Origin of the sequence: Parabacteroides sp. CAG:2, assembly GCF_000436315.1 — a bacterium.
Classification (GTDB): domain Bacteria; phylum Bacteroidota; class Bacteroidia; order Bacteroidales; family Tannerellaceae; genus Parabacteroides; species Parabacteroides distasonis.
Map to the genome: position 1 here is coordinate 1 of NZ_FR885288.1, position 19,469 is coordinate 19,469.

A 19,469-nucleotide genomic window follows, 5' to 3' on the forward strand; every position below is an offset into this window, starting at 1 on the left:
TCTGAAAGACCTTTCTTTGCCAATACTGTTGTGATAGCAGCTGTCAAAGTTGTTTTACCGTGGTCAACGTGACCAATCGTACCAATGTTCACATGTGGTTTCGATCTGTCAAATTTCTCTTTTGCCATAACTTAATTGTTCTTTATTTGATTAATGATCATGTTCAATTTTCAATTGAGCCGGTGCCGAGACTTGAACTCGGGACCTCTTCCTTACCAAGGAAGTGCTCTACCGCTGAGCTACACAGGCAACTTATAAGAGCGGAAGACGGGGCTCAAACCCGCGACCCTCAGCTTGGAAGGCTAATGCTCTATCAACTGAGCTACTTCCGCAAGACCGAATGAACCAACCGATTCTCTCCTTTGTTTCATTCGTGTGGGCAGTGATGGATTCGAACCACCGAAGGCGAAAGCCAGCTGAGTTACAGTCAGCCCCATTTGGCCACTCTGGTAACTGCCCATTCCAATACATTCTTTTGAGCCTCTTGTCGGATTCGAACCAACGACCCCGAGATTACAAATCACGTGCTCTGGCCAACTGAGCTAAAGAGGCAGGTGGGTAAGCTTACTACATCGCGCCGCTACAACCTTCTAAAAGCAGCCGTTTCGTCACCACGGCGAAACGGCTGCAAATTTAGATATTATTTCTTACATACCAAATTTATCTACCGTTTTTTTTATTTGGCTCTGATTTTTTCTTTGAATTTAACCAGTTGCTTCTCCAAAGCCTCAACACAATCGTCTATCGCCCCTTCGAAAGTATCGTTTATTTTATCAGCGAAACATTCCCCGTTCTTCACGGACAACATTATACTGGCCTGCTTGTTCTTCACCGTCTCAGGCTTAACCACCTTCAATGTAACCTCTGCCAATATAATACCATCGAAGTATTGCTCCAATTTAGAAACTTTCTTCTGAATAAACGCCTCCAACTGTGCAGTTGCGTCGAAATGAATTGCTTGAATTCTAACGTCCATAATAACCTCCTTCTTTTTTTGCTCTTGGATGAGCATGATACACTTTTTTTAATTCCTCAAAGGTTGTATGCGTGTAAACACTGGTAGACGCTAAACTGCTATGACCTAATAAATCTTTCACAGCGTTCAGCTCGGCTCCGTTGTTTAACATACTCGTTGCAAATGAATGTCGTAACACGTGTGGACTTCGTTTCGCCAGCATGGGTATCTCCGACAATTGCTTTTTTACTATATTATAAACAATCCCCGTCGACAACTGGTTCCCATTCTTTCGAACGAAAAACCATTCACCGGCTGCCTCAACCTCACGATCACGGACTTCCGTGTATGCAAGCATTAAGTTTTTTAAACCCTCCGCAAAAGGAATCAACCGCTGCTTGTTCCGCTTTCCGGTAACCTTGACCTGCATCGCCTCATAATCCACATCCACGTTTCGTATGCCGATTAACTCTGAGCGGCGCATCCCGGTATCGTATAGCATCTCAATGACCAACCGATTCCTCACACCTTCAAAATCCTCATCAAATCCGTCCCCGTCCAACAACGCCTCCAACTCGCTATCCTTAATAAAATAAGGCAAGGGTTTCTTCGTTTTCGGACCGCTCACCAATCTCAACGGATTCGCGGAGACAATCCCCCGTTTCATGAGAAACTTAAAAAAAGATTTCAAAGAACTTAATTTCCGGTTTACCGATACGGGAGAAAGCTTCTCGTCCATCAAACTGACGATCCAGCTTCTCACGAAATCCGAGTCGATTTCCCCGGGGTTGAATACACCTTCTCGATGCTCTCTTACATACCTCTGGAATTGGTCCAAATCTTTCGAATAGGCACCAATCGTATAATTGGAATAGTTCCGCTCATACCGGAGATAGTTTAGAAAGTCATCGATCAGCATATTCTCGTTGCATCAACATTCATGCAACGAAAATAGGAATAAGAATTCAATAAAACAAGCCCGGAAGCTATAATTATTCTTCTACTTGTTGCAAATGCTGTACGTAGATAGCACGCATAGTCTGCTTTCTCTTCGTAACAGACGGTTTCTCGAAAGCCTGACGGCCTCTCAATTCCTTGACTACACCTGTTTTCTCGAACTTTCTCTTGAATTTCTTAAGCGCCTTCTCGATGTTTTCGCCTTCTTTTAATGGAACTACGATCATAATTTAAATTGTTATATTGTTTAATTATTTATATCCTCAAATTGAGCGGCAAAATTACTGATTGTTTCGGGATTAGCAAAACTTTCAGCGATTATTTTTATAAAAGATGCCTTTCTCCGTAATTATAGCCGTGATTAGCTCGTGGGGAGTAATGTCGAAGGCGGGGTTATAGACTTTCACGTCTTTCGGGGCCATACGCCTTGAATACCACATCTCGGTGACCTCATCGGGGTTACGTTCCTCTATTACAATGGAATCGCCGTCCGGGCACGAGCCATCGATGGTGGATGTCGGGCCTAATACATAGAAGGGGATCTTGTAATGCCGGGCCAAGATAGCCACTCCGGACGTGCCGATCTTATTCGCCACGTCGCCATTGGCGGCTACACGGTCGCAACCTACGACCACGGCATGCACCCAGCCTTTCCGCATGACGACGGAGGCCATATTATCGCAAATCAGCGTCACGTCCACGCCGGCCCTGCTTAGCTCATAGGCCGTGAGCCGGGCGCCTTGCAACAAAGGACGGGTCTCGTCGGCGAAGACCTTGAAACCATAACCTCTCTCCTGCCCCAGATAAATCGGCGCCAAAGCGGTGCCATACTCCGAGACCGCCAGATGTCCGGCGTTGCAATGCGTAAGGATTCCCATCCCGGGACGGAGTAGCTCCAGACAGTTCTCGCCGATCTGCCGGCAAGCGGCGGCGTCTTCCTCCCGGATCGCGATCGCTTCCTTATATAATAGCTCTTTCCATTCCGGGACAGACAAGGTTGGATGAGCGACCAATACCCGCTCCATCCGGTTCAGCGCCGCCACCAGATTCACCGCTGTCGGACGGGAACCGGCCAGATACTCCTTGATCTTCCGAAACTCATTCACGAAAACGGATTTCTCCGCCGTATCGATCCGACGGGCGCAGACATAGATACCATAAGCGGCCGCTACCCCGATAGCAGGTGCTCCACGTACCTTTAATTTATAGATAGCGTCCCATATCTCCTCGGCAGTGGTAAGGGTCAGATACGCTTCCTTACCCGGCAGCAGAGTTTGGTCCAAAATGATCACACCGTCCGCTTGCTCGTTGAAACGCACGGTCTTTAAATCAGATAGAGTTTGTATCATTCGATATGAATATATTAATAGTTCACGGGACCCAGCGTAGCTTCTATCGCCACCCCTGCGGCGGTAACCGCTATCGCTCCTACGACAAGGCCTGCCGTAGCCCCATGAGTCTCTTTCACGTAAAAGAAATCGCCGGATTGCTGCTGTCCCTCATCGAAATACTGGGGAGCCACGTCGCCGACCTTGATCAATTTCGCCAGATAGAAGTTCCGCTCAAAAGAGGAATGCTTCAAGGGCTTCCCATTAGTCCCTCCGGCGAACAACGTCAGGTAGCTACGGAATCTCAGCGGAGAATCTTCTTCTGTAAAATCCTTCACTCGGATATTTACGGTTGTGTTTGCTTTCGTTGTCATTTGTTCCTTTACATACTCTTCTTTCGGGATCTCGTTAAACGGGAAGTTGGCTAATTGCAAAGGCGTATTGACTAATTTGGAATGCGGCGGGATAAACTCAACGCCCTTTGGCAAACTCACATCACCGGAGAAGGAACCTTCCGAGTAGCTCCACCCGCTGCTGCTCCTATCGCTCCAATGAAAGGAGCTACCGGATGCCACGCTAGAGCTCTCGCCTCTCACCGAGGCCACTTTCGGGTCGTAGGTGGTAGCCACGTCATCGATAATCAGCGCCGACCGCCCCCAATCCACGTACAAGGGTTCATCCAGTTTATTATAAATGGTAATAGTAACCGGGGCGTTCTCTCCCCAGAAACGATAAGAGATACGTACCGTATCGTTTTCCTGCACAAAATCACCTCTCTCATTCTTCTCCCCGACGGGGTCATTCGAGTTCAACATCGAATAATAATAAGAAGAACATGCGCTCAAGCCGAGAAGCAGAGCCGCAAAGACAAAAAGATAAAGCAGATTCCTCATGGCACTTCTTATTTGTTTCTACAAAGCTAGCAAATTATTCCTTGATATCTATTGGGTGCCTTATCTTTAACTTGATTTAAAGGGATCGGTTCACAAGGTTGTGGACCACAAGGCTGTGAGCCCATACACGTTTATCATAACCTTTAGCTCTTTTATCCGGAATCCTTACCCTTTTCTCTTTTATATATTGTACCTTTGAAGCTGAAGTATTCATTATCCACCATCTGTTAGACGATCATCTAACGGATGGTAGATGATCGTCCAACAGTTGGTGCATGATCATGCAACGGCTGTTGGACGATGAATCCTTCTTGAAGAAACCGCTAAGCTCGCCTATAGAAACGGGTAAGCGATCCAGAAGAATCAGACAAAAGATCTATAACCATTTAAACACAGCACAGATGTCAGCAAATTACAAGCTAGTCAGAAATCCCAACCCGAATCCAGAGGAATCCGGGAAGTCATTACCCCTACATCCTCGTTTGGTCTCTTGCGGGACGATACATACGGATGAGTTCATCAATAGAGCGAAGTCACGGTCTTCTTTCTCGCCCGCGGATATGAAAGGGATCTTGCAACTTTTCCAAGACATGATGGTAGACTTCCTCATGTACGGTTACAACGTGGAGCTAGAGGGGATCGGTACTTTCAGCGTCTCCCTGAAAAGCCGGCCCGTGATGGAAAAGAATGAGATCCGGGCGGAATCCATCCATTTCAAGGACGTGAAGTTCAGATCGTCCAAGGAACTAAGAGACCGGCTGAAAACCATGCCGGTGTTTCGTGACGAGTACACGATTAGCGATCCCGCGTATCCCTCCGCCAAGGAATGCGAGCAAGAGGTATTCCGTTATCTGGAGACGAACCCTTTTATTCACCAGAAGAAATATATGTCGCTCTGCGGATGCTCCAGAAGCAAGGCTTCCCTCGACCTGCGAAGGATGGTAGAGGAAGGGAAACTGCGATGGGAAAAGCTAGGCACCTCGCATCTATATTATAAGGTAGAAGAGCCAGCCTCCGGCGAGACAAATCCAAAATAATTCATTAACTTTGCGAGTATTAATGTTGACTAAAATAAAATGCGATGAAAACAAACATTCCTGAACGTATCGCCGCCCTACGGGAGGCTATGAAGCAACAGAAGGTTGACGCTTACATCATACCCAGTTCCGACCCGCACCTAAGCGAGTATCCGGCCGATCGCTGGAAATCGAGAGAATGGATATCCGGCTTCACCGGCTCGGCGGGAACGATCGTGGTCACCGCGGACAAGGCGGGCTTATGGACCGATTCCCGGTATTTCCTGCAAGCGGCCAGCCAACTGGAAGGTTCCGGTATCGAACTCTATAAGTTGGCGCTTCCGGAGACACCGTCTATCACGGAATTCCTCTTGCATGAGTTACACACCGGACAGGCCGTAGGGCTGGACGGGCAAACCTATAGCGCCGCCGAAGCGAGTGCCTTGGCAAATAAACTAAGCCGTAAAGAAATCAAGCTGGATACCTCGGCCGACCTGATCGAGGGTATCTGGAAGGACCGTCCCGCCGTTCCCGGAAACCCGATATTCGAGATGCCGGAAGCATTAAGCGGAGCCTCCGTGCACGAGAAACTAGACCTAATCAATAACCAGTTGCGGAGCGAGGGCGCCGATTGCTTGATCCTCGCCGCCTTGGACGAGATCGCGTGGACATTCAATATCCGGGGTACGGACGTGACCTATAACCCGGTCGTAGTCAGCTACGCCTTCGTATCGGAGGATGAGAGCGTGCTTTTCATCAAGCCAGAGAAGCTGACTGCCGAGATCACCGAGCATTTGAAGAAAGAAGGGGTTACGCTGGCCGAATACTCCATGATCCAGAGGTATCTATCCCGCCTACCGGAAAACAGCCGGGTATTCGTGGATATGAACAAGACGAACGTCTCCTTATACGACGCGATCCCGGGAAGCTGTACGATCGTGGAAGGGATCTCCCCCGCCAACCACTTGAAGAGCATCAAGAACGAGACCGAGATCAAGGGCTTCCAAAACGCCGTGGTAAAAGATGGTGTCGCCTTGACAAAATTCTATATCTGGCTGGAGAAACAAATGGCGGAAGGAGCCCAAGTTACAGAGATCAGCGCCGCCGAGAAGCTGACCGCCTTACGTGCGGAACAACCGCAATACATCATGGATAGCTTCGGCACGATCTGCGGCTACGCCGAGCATGGAGCGATCGTTCATTACTCCGCTACGACGGAGACGGATGCGACCTTGAAACCGGAAGGATTACTTTTGATCGATTCCGGCGCGCAATATCTGGACGGTACGACGGATATCACCCGCACGATCGCCCTTGGAGAGCCGACGGAGCAGATGAAAAAGGATTTCACCCGTGTATTGAAAGGTACGATCAGCTTGGCGAAAAGCAAGTTTCCCGCTGGAACACGAGGCTCTCAGATCGATATCCTTGCCCGTAAGGCGCTATGGGATTCCGGCATTAATTACTTGCACGGAACCGGTCACGGTATCGGCCATTGCCTAAACGTACACGAAGGCCCCCAAAGCATCCGCATGGAGGAGAACCCGGTGACCTTGAAGCCCGGAATGGTGATCAGCGACGAGCCGGCCATGTATCGTACCGGCGAATACGGTATCCGTACGGAGAACATGATCTTGGTACGTGAGGACAGCGAAACGGAATTCGGGAAATTCCTAGGATTCGATACGCTGACGCTTTGTTTCATCGACACGAGCTTGATTATCATCCCCATGCTCTCTGTCCGTGAGCACGCTTGGCTGAACAAGTACCACCAAATGGTCTACGACAAGATCAGCCCGTTCTTGAACGAGGAGGAGAAAGCTTGGCTGAAAGAGAAAACAACAGAAATTTAAACAACTAAAAATGGCATTAATTAAATCCGTTCGTGGCTTTACCCCGAAGATCGGTAAAGACACTTTTTTAGCAGACAACGCCACGATTATAGGTGACGTAGAGATCGGTGAAGGTTGCAGTATCTGGTTTGGCACCGTGCTTCGCGGCGACGTGAACTCGATTCGCATCGGCAACGGCGTAAACGTACAGGATGGTTCCGTCCTTCACACCTTATATGAGAAATCGACGATCGAGATCGGCGATGATGTATCCATCGGCCATAACGTAACGATCCACGGGGCGAAGATTTGCAATGGCGCCTTGATCGGAATGGGCTCCGTGGTATTGGATCACGCCGTAGTAGGCGAGGGAGCGATCATCGCCGCAGGTTCCGTAGTATTAAGCAAGACGATCGTCGAGCCGGGCAGCATCTACGCCGGAGTTCCCGCTAAGTTCGTCAAGAAGGTAGATCCCGAGCAAGCGAAGGAGATCAACCAAAAGATAGCCAAGAACTATCATATGTATTCTTCTTGGTATAAAGAATAATAGCATGTATTTGATTATTTGAATTATAAACCATATATTTGTATCTGTAAAGTAACAACCAAAGGGTTACATGAAAAATGATTCAAATAATAGGGTTCCAGCCAATAAACACTATTTGTCCCGAAGAGTGGGATGGATAGTGTTTATTTTTATGCTGGGAATAGGCGGATATCTGGCGTTACCCTCCAATTATTATCTACGTAGGGCCCTTATCCATTTGTTACCCAAGATCAATCAATATCCGATTTTCGAGAACCGGGTCGTAAAAGCAGGTTCGCCCCGCCCTTGGGAACTATCGGAAGCTTACAATACGAAAAGTATTCCAGAGCGTTATCTTCCCCGGTTTGAGGAACTGGGTACGGTTGCCTATGTAATCATCCAAGACAATCGACTGCTATTCGAGCAATATTGGGAAGATTATTCCCCGGAATCGCATAGCAATTCCTTCTCGATGGCGAAAAGCATCGTCTCGTTAGCGATCGGCTGCGCTATCGACGATGGATTTATCCGGGATGTCGATCAACCGGTAAGCGACTTTTTCCCGGAATTCAAGGGATACGACGGAAAGGCCCTAACGCTTCGCCATTTGCTGACCATGAGCGCCGGCGTGGATTTCGACGAGGCTTACAGCTCTCCTTTCTCTCCTACCACCCAGTTGTATTATGGCGATGACCTACAGGAAATTGCCTTCGGGATGAAAGAGATCGACGAGCCCGGCGTAAACTTTATCTACCAAAGCGGCGTGACACAACTGCTGGGCTTTATCGTGGAGAAGGCTACCGGGGAGAAACTCAGCGATTATGTATCCCGCAAACTATGGACTCCGATGCACGCCGAGGAAAGCGCCCTTTGGAGCCTCGACCGGAAGGACGGCATGGAAAAAGCCTATTGCTGTTTCAACAGTAACGCCCGTGATTTCGCCCGCTTCGGACAATTATTACTCAACAACGGCCAATGGGATGGCCAGCAATTGATCTCTCCCGCTTATCTGGCGGAAGCGACAAGCCCCGATGCCCGTCTTGTCTATAAGGATCTCGGCAAACCCAACCATTGTTACGGATTCCAATACTGGATTCTCGATTACAAAGGGATGAAGATCCCTTATATGAGAGGAATCTTGGGGCAATACGTCTTCACGCTCCCGGAAAAGAACGCCGTGATCGTAAGACTCGGGCACAAACGCAGCGATACTTATACCGCCGACCAACATTATCCGGACGATATAAATACATGGTTGGACGCAGCGATGGACTTACTTCAATAAGAATCTATTTATCAAACGATCTAAAAATAAACGCACATGAGAAAAACGATTTTAACGACAGCGCCATTGGCGGCACTCTTATTGCTTTCTTGCGCACAGAAACCCAGTACGCAAAAACCGGACATCACGTATATGCCGCAACCACCGTTCAATCCGCCGACGTATGTTTGCTACAAGGCCCCCGCTCCTATCAAGATCGACGGAAAGCTTTCTCCCGGGGAATGGGACGCGATACCTTGGACTAGCGACTTCGTGGATATCGAAGGAGACAAACGCCCGGCCCCTCACTTCCAGACCCGGGCCAAGATGACTTACGATGATAACGGAATGTACTTCGCCGTCCTTATGGAGGAGCCGCACGTATGGGCGACCATCACGGAACACGACGCCGTGATCTTCCATGACAACGACTTCGAGATCTTCCTGAATCCTACGAACGACACCCATAATTATCTGGAGTACGAGGTGAACGCCTTGGGTACGGAATGGGACTTGTTCTTAACCCGCCCCTACCGGGATAATCCGCAAGTATTGAATAACTGGGAGTTCGCCGGAATGAAATCCGCTGTTTATGTGGACGGTACGCTGAATAACCCGAAAGACACGGATAAATCATGGAGCGTAGAGGTATTCATTCCTTGGACTTCCGTATTCCAAATGGACAGAGGAAAAGAAAAGCCGGAAATCGGCGAGCAGATCCGTGTGAACTTCTCCCGTGTGGAATGGACAACGGACGTGAAAGACGGTAAATACGTGAAAGTCCCTATCCAAGGAGAGGATAAGATTCGCGAGTACAACTGGGTATGGGCGCCTACCGGGGTAATCAATATCCATATGCCCGAATACTGGGGTTATGTTCAAATATCGGATAAGATTGCGGGAGAAGGTGAGACTCCTTTCGTAAAACATCCTTCGGAGGAGACGAAATGGATCTTGCGTAATTTATATTACCGTCAGAATGAGTTCGCCGCGACCTTCGGGCATTATGCCGATAACATCAACGACTTGAAGGCAAACGAGTTATGCCCGCAAGAGATCGCCAATCAACTGGAAATACATACGACACCTTCCATGTATGAGATATCGCTACCCGCACCAGACGGTACGGTATGGAAGATCCGGCAAGACGGTCTGGTATGGCCTAAAAAGAAATAACACAATTTATTAATCAACTAAAATATCATGAAGCAAAAGAATTTATGGATAGCGGCCTTGGCTTTAGGCATCACGCTATCGGCTCACGGACAACAAAGCGGTGGAGGCATCTCACCCACGATGTTGCAGCAAATCAAACAGTCTTATCAAGGAACGCCGGCCGATAAGGCGATCCGTAATGCGATCACCAATAACGACATCAACAAGCTTGCCGTTAATGGGGAGAGCAAGAACAATTTGGATACTTACTTCTCCAATAAGGTAGAGAGCAAAGGGATCTCCAACCAACGTTCCTCGGGCCGTTGCTGGCTTTTCACGGGATTGAACGTATTCCGTGCGCAGGCGATCCATAAATACGACATGGGTGAATTCCAATTCTCCCAGAATTATTCTTTCTTCTGGGATCAATTGGAGAAAGCGAACCTTTTCTTACAGGGCATCATCGATACTCGTCTGAAACCGATGGACGACAAGATGGTGGAATGGCTGTTCAAGAACCCGATCGGAGACGGAGGGCAGTTCACGGGTGTCTCCGATATCTTGACCAAGTATGGCGTGGTTCCCGCCGAGGTCATGGTAGAGACCAACAGTAGCAACAGTACCGGACGCATGAGCAACCTGATCGGATTAAAGCTGAAAGAATACGGCTTGCAACTTCGCGACCTGTCTACGACCAAAGGCACGACCGTAGCGGATCTGGAGAAAAAGAAAACAGAGATGCTAGGTACGATTTACCGTATGCTCGTATTGAACTTGGGAGAGCCGCCTACGAAATTCACGTGGACTCGCAAAGACGCTAAAGGAAATCCGGTAGAGACGAAGGAATATACGCCTCAGTCCTTCTTCCAAGAATATATCGGGGACGATTTGAAAAACAACTATGTCATGTTGATGAACGATCCGAGCCGCGATTATTATAAGCTGTATGAGATCGATTACGACCGCCACGCTTACGATGGCAAGAACTGGACGTACGTAAACCTTCCGATCGAGGATATCAAACAAATGGCTATCGCTTCCATCAAGGACAGCACCATGATGTATTTCTCTTGCGACGTGGGCAAGTTCTTCGATCGTGACAGAGGTATTCTGGATGTAAACTTCTACGATTACGGTTCACTGATGGGTACGACTTTCGGCATGGATAAGAAACAACGTATCCAAACATTCGCCAGCGGTTCCTCACACGCCATGACCTTGATGGCAGTTGACCTCGACGCGAATGGAAAGCCGAAGAAATGGATGGTTGAGAATAGTTGGGGCCCCGGAGCGAACGCCGGCCACCTCATCATGACAGACCAATGGTTTAATGAGTATATGTTCCGTCTGGTAGTCAACAAGAAGTACATCACGGATCAAGTAAAAGAGATCTTGAAACAAACACCGACTCGCCTTCCCGCTTGGGACCCGATGTTCGCTGAAGAGGATTAAAATAAAATACGGATGAGATAGACAACGCGAATCGTTCAATTACCAATCCGTACATCTATCTCATCCGTATTCCATTGCTATATCAAAAGAGTCTGGGCATACAATCACTCGAATAGCAAACCCGGCTTTATCTATTAACGGATATGGATTTGTCGCAAGATTTGATCCGTCGCTCCTACACTGTTTTTCACAAAATCACCGGCAGCTTGCCCGGAAGTTTCCAAGGCTGTCGGGTCGGTCAATAACTCGTCCATCTTCGTTCGGAAAGAGGAATCGTCTGTGATGGAGAAACCACCACCTACGGCGATCAGATCCTTCGCCTCCTTAAACTTATGGTATCTCGGGCCGAATAAGACCGGCATCCCATAAACGGCGGCTTCCAACGTGTTGTGGATACCCGCTCCGAAACCACCACCGATATAAGCGATCTGTCCATAGCGATAAATGGAAGATAAGAGTCCGAAACTGTCGATGATCAAGCAATCCTTATCGGCCAGATCATCCTCATGCGCCTCCGATAGACGGACGGACGGACGTTTTAGCATCGCCTCGATAGAAAGGAGATGTTCCCGGTGAATCTCATGCGGGGCGATAATCAACTTCATCTCCGGATGCTCATGGAAATAAGGGATAAAGATCGCCTCGTCTTGAGGCCATGAACTGCCGGCCACCATCACGATCGGCCTCTTACCCTCCTTGCTTTCCAAGAAACGTTCGATAAACGGAAGCTCACGAGCTTGCTTACGGACATCCAACACCCGATCAAAACGGGTATCGCCGGTCACCGTCACATTCGTGATACCGAACTCGTTCAAGAGTTTCATCGAACGCTCGTCCTGAACAAAAAGATGATTAAAATAAGATAGCATCTTCCGGTACGGCTTTCCGAACCATTGGAAAAATAGCTGGTCGGGGCGGAATATAGCGGAAATGATATAAACCGGTATTCCCCGCTTCCGCAACTCACGCAAATAGTTCCCCCAAAACTCGTACTTGATAAATATGGCGATCGCCGGGTTCGCCAAATTCAGGAACTTCTTCACCCGGAAAGGCGTATCGAAAGGAAGGTAGCAGATCACGTCCGCTCCCTTGTAATTCTTCCGTACCTCATAGCCAGAGGGAGAAAAGAAAGTCAGCAACACCTTATACTCCGGATGTTCCGCCTTGATCTTCTCGATCATAGGACGCCCTTGCTCGAACTCGCCCAGCGAGGAGGCATGGAACCAGATGTATTTAGCGTTCCGGTCGATCTTCTCACGAAGTATGGAATTTGTTTTCCATTGCCCGAATCGCATCAGTCTCGCCTTTTTATGGAAAGGCGAGATCAAAGCGACTACAAAAGCGTAGAGATGTATTGCTAAACTGTACATGATTATTTTAATATCTCGATAGCCCGTTGGATACGGCGGATAGACTCCTCTTTACCTAAAGCCTCGGTGATATCAAAGATGCCGGGGCCCTTGCCCTCGCCAACCAAGGCCAGACGGGCGGCGTTCATGATATTCCCCAAATGATATCCCTTGCTCTCGATCCAAGCCTTGCACTCGTTCTCGGTACCTTCTACGTCGAACGGCTCACGGGCACGCAATTGCTCGATAAACTCACCCAATTGAACAGCGGAATCCTCTTTCCAGCGTTTCTTACGGGTTTTCTCATCGTACTCCGTCGGGGCGATAAAGAAGAAAGAACAAAGATCCCATAACTCACTCACGAAATTGACACGGCCTTTCATCATGCCGACTACTTTCTCTACATAAGCATGGGTAGTCTGGATGCCATGGCTTTCCACGATCGGCAAGAATAGGTCAGCGATCTCCGTATTACTCTTCTCCAGCAAATAGTGATGGTTAAACCATCTGCCTTTCTCATAATCGAACTTAGCGCCGCTCTTGCTGCAACGAGACAGGTCGAACAAACGGATCAAATCATCCATGCTCATCACCTCTTGATCGTTACCCGGATTCCAACCCAGCAAAGCAAGGAAGTTTACGACAGCCTCGGGGAAGTAGCCACTCTCACGATAGCCCGATGAGACATCACCCGTCTTCGGATCGTGCCATTCCAAGGGGAATACAGGGAAGCCCAGACGATCACCGTCACGCTTGCTCAACTTACCATTACCTTCCGGTTTCAACAGCAACGACAGGTGGGCGAAACTAGGCATCGTATCTTCCCAACCGAAGAAACGATATAATAATACGTGAAGCGGCGCGCTCGGCAACCACTCCTCACCACGGATCACATGGGTAACCTCCATTAAATGGTCGTCCACGATATTCGCCAAGTGGTAAGTAGGCAATTGGTCGGCCGATTTATATAATACCTTATCATCCAAGATAGAGGAGTTGATAACGACCTCGCCACGGATCAAGTCGTTCACGTGGATATCCTCATTCGGCTCGATCTTGGCACGAACTACGTACTGATGACCTGACTCGATCAGGCTCTGAACCTCTTCCGGAGAAAGCGTCAACGAGTTGCGCATTTGCGAACGGGTAGAGGCGTCGTATTGGAAATTGGCGATCTCCTTCCGTTTCTCCTCCAACTCGGCAGGCGTATCGAACGCTATATAAGCATGGCCATCGTTCAGCAATTGATCGACATACTTCTTGTAGATCTCACGACGCTCGCTCTGGCGATACGGACCGTAGTTGCCGCCGAAGCTCACGCCCTCGTCGAACTTGATACCCAGCCAAGTCAAGGCCTCGATGATATAGTCTTCCGCCCCGGGAACGAAGCGTTGGGAATCCGTATCCTCGATACGGAGAATCATATCACCGCCATTCTGTTTAGCGAATAAATAGTTGTATAAAGCCGTGCGGACACCTCCGATATGCAGCGCCCCCGTAGGACTAGGCGCAAAGCGTACTCTTACTTTTCTTTGAGTCATAATACTTACATTCTATAATAATGCGGCAAAAGTACGCCTTTTTTTCCGCTTAGTGAAGTTTTTTACGTATATTTCGGACGCTAAAAGGAATCTATATGAAACAAAAGAATTACAATATACCGACCGTGGTCTACTTCGTGGTGACCGCGTTACTTATCGCCTACTTCTTCCCCCGGGAGGGAAAATTCCGTTATCAGTTCTATGAAGGCAAGCCTTGGAGGTACGGATTGCTCACCGCCCCGAGCGATTTCCCGATCTACAAGACCGACGACGAGGTAAAAGCGGAGAAAGACAGCGTACTCCGTAAGTTCGAGCCTTATTACCGCATGAACCCCGGCATCCAGAAGGAAGAGGTCGAGAAACTGCGCACCAACTACAATAACGACAATAGCCTGCGAAGCAAAGTATCCCCCGCTTACATGCAGTACATCGAGAGCAGTCTAATTAACTTATACAAGAACGGTATCATCTCGTCGCAGGATCTGGACGAGCTACGAAAAGAGGAATACTCCCGTGTCAACCTCTTGGAGAACGCCGTCGCACAGCCCCGCTACGTGAGCGACTTCTTCACCGTGCGCACAGCCTACGAGTTCATTATCAACAACTGCCCGTCACGGCTGGACAAATCCATCTTGCAATCGTGTGACATCAATAACTACCTCACCGAGAACATATCCTATGCCGCTGACATGTCCGACAAGATCAAGGAGGATATGCTACAGAGCGTATCTATCGCTAACGGTATGGTACAAGCCGGAGAGCGTATCGTAGACCGGGGCGAGATCATCGACAACCATACCTACAACGTGCTCCGTTCCCTAAAGGCCATACACGAGGCCAAGACGGGGGGCACGCAGACACAAGGCATCATACTGGCCGGGCAATTCGTGCTCGTCTTCGGACTGATGTTCTGTTTCTGGCTCTACCTATGGTCTTTCCGCTTGAAGATATTCCATAACCGGAAGAACGTACTATTCTTGATCCTCTGCATATTCGTGAGCTGCATCTTTACGGAACTATGTGTTACCTACGCGTTATTCAACGTATATATATTGCCGTTCGCCATCGTACCGATCGTGGTACGTACCTTCTTCGATTCCCGGACGGCGCTTTTCACGCACCTTATTATCGTGCTGATCTGCTCGTTGATGGTACCTTTCCCGCATGAGTTCCTGTTGCTACAAACCATAGCGGGCATGGTCGTGACGTTCAGCCTGAGAAACCTGAGCGAACGTTCGCAACTGATCCGGTGCGCATTCTTCATCTTCCTCTCGTACGCCATCTGCTACATGAGTCTCACGTTGTTCCAAGAGGCGAACCTGAATAAGATCAACTGGATGATGATGCTCTATTTCGGCATCAACTTCATCCTCGTCATGTTCACCTACGTATTGGTATATATGCTGGAGAAGACGTTCGGCTACGTATCGGACATCACCTTGGTGGAACTGTCCAACATCAACAACCCGATCTTGAAGAAGCTTAGCGAGACTTGCCCGGGCACGTTCCAGCACTCCTTGCAGGTATCCATCCTCGCTTCCGAGGCGGCCGCCAAGATCGGCGCCAACGCCCAACTGGTACGTACCGGCGCCCTTTATCACGACATCGGGAAGATGAGCAACCCCGTCTTCTTCACCGAGAACCAATCGAGCGTGAACCCGCATAACCAGTTATCGTTCGACCAAAGCGCGCAGATCATCATCAGCCACGTCACCGAGGGCGTGAAGATCGCCGAGAAGGCCCTGTTACCCAAGGCGGTTATCAGCTTCATCCGTACGCACCACGGACGTGGCAAGGCGAAGTATTTTTACAACTCTTTCAAGAACCAATACCCGGACAAACCGATTAACGACGAGCTATTTACCTACCCCGGCCCGAATCCCTTCTCGAAGGAGACCGCCGTACTGATGATGGCCGATTCCGTGGAAGCCGCCTCCCGCAGCTTGAAGGAACATACCGAAGAGAGTATCAGCGCCTTGGTGAACAAGATCATCGACGGGCAGATCGCCGACGGCTTGCTAAAGAGCGCTCCGCTGACCTTCAAGGACGTGGAGACCATAAAGAGCGTATTCGTAGACAAACTGAAAACCATGTTCCATACCCGAATCAGCTATCCGGACTTGAAAAAACAATAGCGAACCAGCATGAACGACCACCTACTCTACTTAGCCTCGACAGGGATCGTAGCCTTTACCTGCCTTCTGGTCAGCGGACTGCTGTTGTCGCTAAAGACCTTGCGGGAAAGCACGATCCCCAAGTACCGGACGGCCTGCAAGTATCTCGCCTTGGCCTCGGCATTGGTAGGCATAGGGCATATCTTCATCTTGTCCTCCGGCACGGACGAGCGAACCATCATGGAGTTGTTCTACTTCCCCATCCTGCTGATCAGTGCCTCGCAAGCGTTGCTGTTCACGTTCCTGCTCACCCTCTTATTCAGGGGAAAGAACGTGACCCGGAGGAATATCCTCCTCCACACCATGCCTACGATCGCGCTTACCGTAGCCTACACGATCGCTTGTCTCTTCCGGGAGGATGTCCATACGTATCGTTTCGACGTATGGTGGGATAATCTTGGGAACCCGCCCCTGCTGATACGTACGTTCACGTGCCTCGTATACCTTGTCCAGCTAGGGGACTATACGCATTTTTTCTTCCGGGAGCGGGCGATCTATCTAGGTAACCTGAAACAGATACCCCAATCACCCGAGCGACTGGAATTGCGCTGGGTAACCCGTGCCTTCCTATGGGCGCTAGGTATCGGCATCGCCGCCGTGAGCCTCTGTTTCTTCCCGAATAATTACTATAACACGGCGGTCAACTTCGTGTTCGCCCTCTTCTACGCCTCGGTATCGATCCACTACGCCAACTACCATTACACGTACGACCAACTATACCTGCGGCTCAACCTCGCCCCGCAAGCCGACGCCGATACCGATCCCAACCGGATGGACCTAGAGGATCTTATCGGCGGGTTGCTGGAAATCGAGGAGGACGAGTTGTTCCAGCAAGCGCAAAACTATATGGCCAGTTCCTCACCCTTCCTCAACCCGAATTTCAGCCGGCAAGACCTGGTACGTGCCCTCGGTACCAACGAGAAGTACCTCTCCACCTCCATCAAGGACAAGCTGAACATCACGCTCAAGGAATACATCGACCGCTACCGGGTGAACCACGCCCGTACCGAGCTGTTGATGCCGGGCGACAGCCGGAGCATGGAAGAGATCGCTGTCGGCGCGGGCTTCACCAGCTCCCGCACCTTCTCACGTATCTTCCAGAAAATACTGGGAGTCACCCCCGCCCAATACCGGCGGCAGGCGCAATAATGAGCATTTTTCCGAGATCTGTCCTCTTTTTTCCCGGATTTGTCCTCTCATTCTTACCCCGAACCCCGTTCTTTGCTGGCAGTAATCACTTAATAAAGGAATACCATGGCAGAACAAATCATTCTCAACACAGACTTGTACGATAACCTGCTCACCGAGCGCAAGGGCGACTACACCGCCAAGCCGCGCATCACCGGGACATTGTATAACACGGACATCGCCGCCCGCATCGTGGCCGCGCGTACCGAGTACCAACACGGCACGATCCTCAACATCCTCGACATGGCCGACAGCCATAAGGTGCAGGCCATCGCCGAGGGCAAGAGCGTGGTGGACGGCGTGGGCCAATACCTCGTCAACGTGCAGGGGGCCTTCGAGGGCGAGAAGGCGCAGTTCGAACCCGGGAAGCACGCCCTCGGCATCACCTACACCATGGGCAAGCTCTTGCGCGAGACCCTCAAGCTGGTGAAGGTGGTGGTGAACGGCGTGGCGGCCGTAGGTCCGGTGATCAATACCGTGACCGACTCCACCTCCAAGGCCATCAACGGGCAGCTCAGCTCCGGCGGAGCCCTCGTGCTGGGCGGCGTAAACCTGAAGATACAGGGTGATGATCCCTCCATCGGTGTCTACCTCACCCCCACCACCGAAGGGGCCGCGCCGATGAAGGCACCCGTGGTGATCGCCAACTCGCCCTCGCAGGTGATCGTGCAGATGCCGACGCTGGCCGACGGGCAGTACACCGTGCGCCTCACCACGCAATACAGCGGAAGCCGTAACGTAAAAGAGCCCCGCACCTACACCTTCCCCATCATCCTTATCGTAGGAGAAGGCGGTGGAGGCGACAGCGAGAGTCCGGACGAGATCTGAGGACAACGTTGTCCGGCATGTCCGGACAACGGCTGCCAAGCATCGAGGACAACGGCTGCCAAGCCTGCCGGACAGGGGCTACCGGACCTGCCGGAAAAAACAACCGATTTATAAACCCTATTATACACATAGAACATGAGAACATCATTACATGACATCCACCTACCGGCAAGGCGAATATTCGCCTTGCTGATCAGTGTCGCGACACTGATCGCCACCCTCCCGACAGCGGCCCGCACGCAAGCGGAACCTCCCGGGGCGCTCGACCTGGCCACCCTGCCGGGCACCCTGAACAATAACTGGTACATCAACCTCGCGTACCTAAACGGCACGTGGGTGTACAAACTAGGGGCATTCAGCACGCAGGCCCCGACCACCGGCACCCCCTTCAACGGTACCATCACCGGCACGATGCCCGAGGTAGGCCGGCAGTTCGTCATACACCCCTCCACCGATTCCGACAGCGTACTCACCTCCGCCGATCCCGACAGCGGCAACCCACCGGCGCTGACGCTGAAAGACGCCGTCATAACCTCAAGTTTCAACCAGCTCTTCTATATCAAGGCCGGCGCGGAACCGACCCTCCGGATCGAGGGGGAGAACCGGATCGAGATCATGAGCGACCTCATCTATAACTTAGGCACGCTCACCCTGACCGTAGCCGATGCGCAGGAGATAAGCCAAGGTATCCTAAACGGATCTCCCGCGGGCACGGGTACGCTCACGGTCTATGCCCAAGCGCCGCTCAGCATCGGCGCCATCTTCAACTTCCAGAATGCCCGGATGCATCTGGACGGAGAGATACATGTCATCAGTAAAACACAGAATGCTTCAGCCTTAAAAAACGACAATACCTCGCCGGACGCGATCACGTACGGGGATAACGCACGGATCCACCTGCAAGCGAACGGGATCTGCACCCAAGTAAGCGGCTTTATCGAACTGGATTTCGATACCGCCCCGACCGATGGCCGGACGCTGTCCGTCACCCCGGCAGGCGACGACGAGCCG

At 50.4% G+C, this 19,469-nt stretch carries 17 protein-coding genes, 4 tRNA genes and 1 pseudogene; 10 read left to right on the forward strand and 12 right to left on the reverse strand.

The window, feature by feature from the left end:
- The 10 genes from QVP94_RS08615 to QVP94_RS08660 form a co-directional block, all read right to left on the reverse strand.
- A partial coding sequence (locus QVP94_RS08615; protein ID WP_287564735.1) for a GTP-binding protein occupies positions 1-128 on the reverse strand: 128 nt, incomplete at its 3' end.
- Positions 129-177: 49 nt separating this feature from the next.
- Positions 178-249, reverse strand: a tRNA-Thr gene (locus tag QVP94_RS08620).
- 10 nt (positions 250-259) lie between these two features.
- Positions 260-332: transfer RNA gene (locus QVP94_RS08625), tRNA-Gly, on the reverse strand.
- 44 nt (positions 333-376) lie between these two features.
- Positions 377-459, reverse strand: a tRNA-Tyr gene (locus tag QVP94_RS08630).
- Between the two features lie 19 nt (positions 460-478).
- Positions 479-552: transfer RNA gene (locus QVP94_RS08635), tRNA-Thr, on the reverse strand.
- 124 nt (positions 553-676) lie between these two features.
- Positions 677-976, reverse strand: coding sequence for a ribosome hibernation-promoting factor, HPF/YfiA family (hpf, locus tag QVP94_RS08640; RefSeq protein WP_008778704.1), 300 nt, complete (start codon positions 974-976; stop codon positions 677-679).
- Positions 966-1,874: a tyrosine-type recombinase/integrase gene (locus QVP94_RS08645; protein ID WP_005854176.1), complete on the reverse strand. Its 909-nt coding sequence runs from the start codon at positions 1,872-1,874 to the stop codon at positions 966-968. Before QVP94_RS08645 ends, hpf begins: the two co-directional genes overlap by 11 nt.
- Before the next feature lie 73 nt (positions 1,875-1,947).
- Positions 1,948-2,139 carry a 30S ribosomal protein S21 gene (gene rpsU, locus QVP94_RS08650; RefSeq protein WP_005854174.1) on the reverse strand — a complete coding sequence of 64 codons (192 nt, stop codon included), beginning with the start codon at positions 2,137-2,139 and terminating at the stop codon, positions 1,948-1,950.
- Positions 2,140-2,223: 84 nt separating this feature from the next.
- On the reverse strand, positions 2,224-3,261 hold the full coding sequence (mtnA, locus tag QVP94_RS08655; RefSeq protein ID WP_005854172.1) for an S-methyl-5-thioribose-1-phosphate isomerase: 1,038 nt from the start codon (positions 3,259-3,261) through the stop codon (positions 2,224-2,226).
- A gap of 14 nt (positions 3,262-3,275) precedes the next feature.
- The gene (locus QVP94_RS08660; protein ID WP_008773678.1) at positions 3,276-4,133 is read right to left on the reverse strand and encodes a hypothetical protein; all 858 of its coding nucleotides are present in this window, start codon (positions 4,131-4,133) and stop codon (positions 3,276-3,278) included.
- Positions 4,134-4,534: 401 nt separating this feature from the next.
- Here QVP94_RS08660 and QVP94_RS08665 point away from each other — a divergent pair, with 401 nt between their 5' ends.
- The 6 genes from QVP94_RS08665 (at position 4,535) to QVP94_RS08690 (ending at position 11,378) form a co-directional block, all read left to right on the forward strand.
- Positions 4,535-5,170, forward strand: coding sequence for an HU family DNA-binding protein (locus QVP94_RS08665; RefSeq protein ID WP_022192385.1), 636 nt, complete (start codon positions 4,535-4,537; stop codon positions 5,168-5,170).
- Positions 5,171-5,214: 44 nt separating this feature from the next.
- The gene (locus QVP94_RS08670) at positions 5,215-7,002 is read left to right on the forward strand and encodes an aminopeptidase P family protein (RefSeq protein WP_005854166.1); all 1,788 of its coding nucleotides are present in this window, start codon (positions 5,215-5,217) and stop codon (positions 7,000-7,002) included.
- A gap of 10 nt (positions 7,003-7,012) precedes the next feature.
- Positions 7,013-7,528, forward strand: coding sequence for a gamma carbonic anhydrase family protein (locus QVP94_RS08675; protein WP_005854163.1), 516 nt, complete (start codon positions 7,013-7,015; stop codon positions 7,526-7,528).
- Positions 7,529-7,679: 151 nt separating this feature from the next.
- The gene (locus QVP94_RS08680; RefSeq protein ID WP_394798785.1) at positions 7,680-8,792 is read left to right on the forward strand and encodes a serine hydrolase domain-containing protein; all 1,113 of its coding nucleotides are present in this window, start codon (positions 7,680-7,682) and stop codon (positions 8,790-8,792) included.
- A 36-nt stretch (positions 8,793-8,828) separates the two neighbouring features.
- Entirely contained in the window at positions 8,829-9,947 is a 1,119-nt protein-coding gene (locus tag QVP94_RS08685) for a carbohydrate-binding family 9-like protein (protein WP_005867234.1), read from the forward strand.
- A 27-nt stretch (positions 9,948-9,974) separates the two neighbouring features.
- Positions 9,975-11,378, forward strand: coding sequence for a C1 family peptidase (locus tag QVP94_RS08690; RefSeq protein WP_005867233.1), 1,404 nt, complete (start codon positions 9,975-9,977; stop codon positions 11,376-11,378).
- A gap of 134 nt (positions 11,379-11,512) precedes the next feature.
- Here the strand turns inward: QVP94_RS08690 and QVP94_RS08695 are convergent, their stop codons facing one another.
- Both QVP94_RS08695 and gltX read right to left on the reverse strand, forming a co-directional pair.
- A complete protein-coding gene (locus QVP94_RS08695; RefSeq protein WP_008773682.1) occupies positions 11,513-12,748 on the reverse strand; it encodes a 3-deoxy-D-manno-octulosonic acid transferase in 1,236 nt (411 codons plus the stop codon).
- A gap of 2 nt (positions 12,749-12,750) precedes the next feature.
- The gene (gene gltX / locus QVP94_RS08700; protein WP_005854152.1) at positions 12,751-14,268 is read right to left on the reverse strand and encodes a glutamate--tRNA ligase; all 1,518 of its coding nucleotides are present in this window, start codon (positions 14,266-14,268) and stop codon (positions 12,751-12,753) included.
- A gap of 95 nt (positions 14,269-14,363) precedes the next feature.
- On the opposite strand from gltX, the gene QVP94_RS08705 reads away from it, so the two are divergent.
- The 4 genes and pseudogenes from QVP94_RS08705 to QVP94_RS08720 all read left to right on the forward strand — a co-directional run.
- Positions 14,364-16,403: an HD family phosphohydrolase gene (locus tag QVP94_RS08705; RefSeq protein ID WP_022192387.1), complete on the forward strand. Its 2,040-nt coding sequence runs from the start codon at positions 14,364-14,366 to the stop codon at positions 16,401-16,403.
- 9 nt (positions 16,404-16,412) lie between these two features.
- On the forward strand, positions 16,413-17,591 hold the full coding sequence (locus QVP94_RS08710) for an AraC family transcriptional regulator (protein ID WP_022192388.1): 1,179 nt from the start codon (positions 16,413-16,415) through the stop codon (positions 17,589-17,591).
- Positions 17,592-17,696: 105 nt separating this feature from the next.
- Positions 17,697-18,458 (forward strand): DUF4469 domain-containing protein, encoded by a 762-nt coding sequence (locus QVP94_RS08715; protein WP_022192389.1) that lies wholly within the window; start codon positions 17,697-17,699, stop codon positions 18,456-18,458.
- 135 nt (positions 18,459-18,593) lie between these two features.
- Positions 18,594-19,469 (forward strand): annotated as a pseudogene (locus QVP94_RS08720) (hypothetical protein); the annotation flags it as partial.

Bases quoted from the DNA above. Each gene is read 5' to 3' on its own strand.
- hpf (WP_008778704.1), bottom strand. From the start codon at position 976: ATGGACGTTAGAATTCAAGCAATTCATTTCGACGCAACTGCACAGTTG.
- QVP94_RS08645 (WP_005854176.1), bottom strand. From the start codon at position 1,874: ATGCTGATCGATGACTTTCTAAACTATCTCCGGTATGAGCGGAACTAT.
- rpsU (WP_005854174.1), bottom strand. From the start codon at position 2,139: ATGATCGTAGTTCCATTAAAAGAAGGCGAAAACATCGAGAAGGCGCTT.
- mtnA (WP_005854172.1), bottom strand. From the start codon at position 3,261: ATGATACAAACTCTATCTGATTTAAAGACCGTGCGTTTCAACGAGCAA.
- QVP94_RS08660 (WP_008773678.1), bottom strand. From the start codon at position 4,133: ATGAGGAATCTGCTTTATCTTTTTGTCTTTGCGGCTCTGCTTCTCGGC.
- QVP94_RS08665 (WP_022192385.1), top strand. From the start codon at position 4,535: ATGTCAGCAAATTACAAGCTAGTCAGAAATCCCAACCCGAATCCAGAG.
- QVP94_RS08670 (WP_005854166.1), top strand. From the start codon at position 5,215: ATGAAAACAAACATTCCTGAACGTATCGCCGCCCTACGGGAGGCTATG.
- QVP94_RS08675 (WP_005854163.1), top strand. From the start codon at position 7,013: ATGGCATTAATTAAATCCGTTCGTGGCTTTACCCCGAAGATCGGTAAA.
- QVP94_RS08680 (WP_394798785.1), top strand. From the start codon at position 7,680: ATGCTGGGAATAGGCGGATATCTGGCGTTACCCTCCAATTATTATCTA.
- QVP94_RS08685 (WP_005867234.1), top strand. From the start codon at position 8,829: ATGAGAAAAACGATTTTAACGACAGCGCCATTGGCGGCACTCTTATTG.
- QVP94_RS08690 (WP_005867233.1), top strand. From the start codon at position 9,975: ATGAAGCAAAAGAATTTATGGATAGCGGCCTTGGCTTTAGGCATCACG.
- QVP94_RS08695 (WP_008773682.1), bottom strand. From the start codon at position 12,748: ATGTACAGTTTAGCAATACATCTCTACGCTTTTGTAGTCGCTTTGATC.
- gltX (WP_005854152.1), bottom strand. From the start codon at position 14,268: ATGACTCAAAGAAAAGTAAGAGTACGCTTTGCGCCTAGTCCTACGGGG.
- QVP94_RS08705 (WP_022192387.1), top strand. From the start codon at position 14,364: ATGAAACAAAAGAATTACAATATACCGACCGTGGTCTACTTCGTGGTG.
- QVP94_RS08710 (WP_022192388.1), top strand. From the start codon at position 16,413: ATGAACGACCACCTACTCTACTTAGCCTCGACAGGGATCGTAGCCTTT.
- QVP94_RS08715 (WP_022192389.1), top strand. From the start codon at position 17,697: ATGGCAGAACAAATCATTCTCAACACAGACTTGTACGATAACCTGCTC.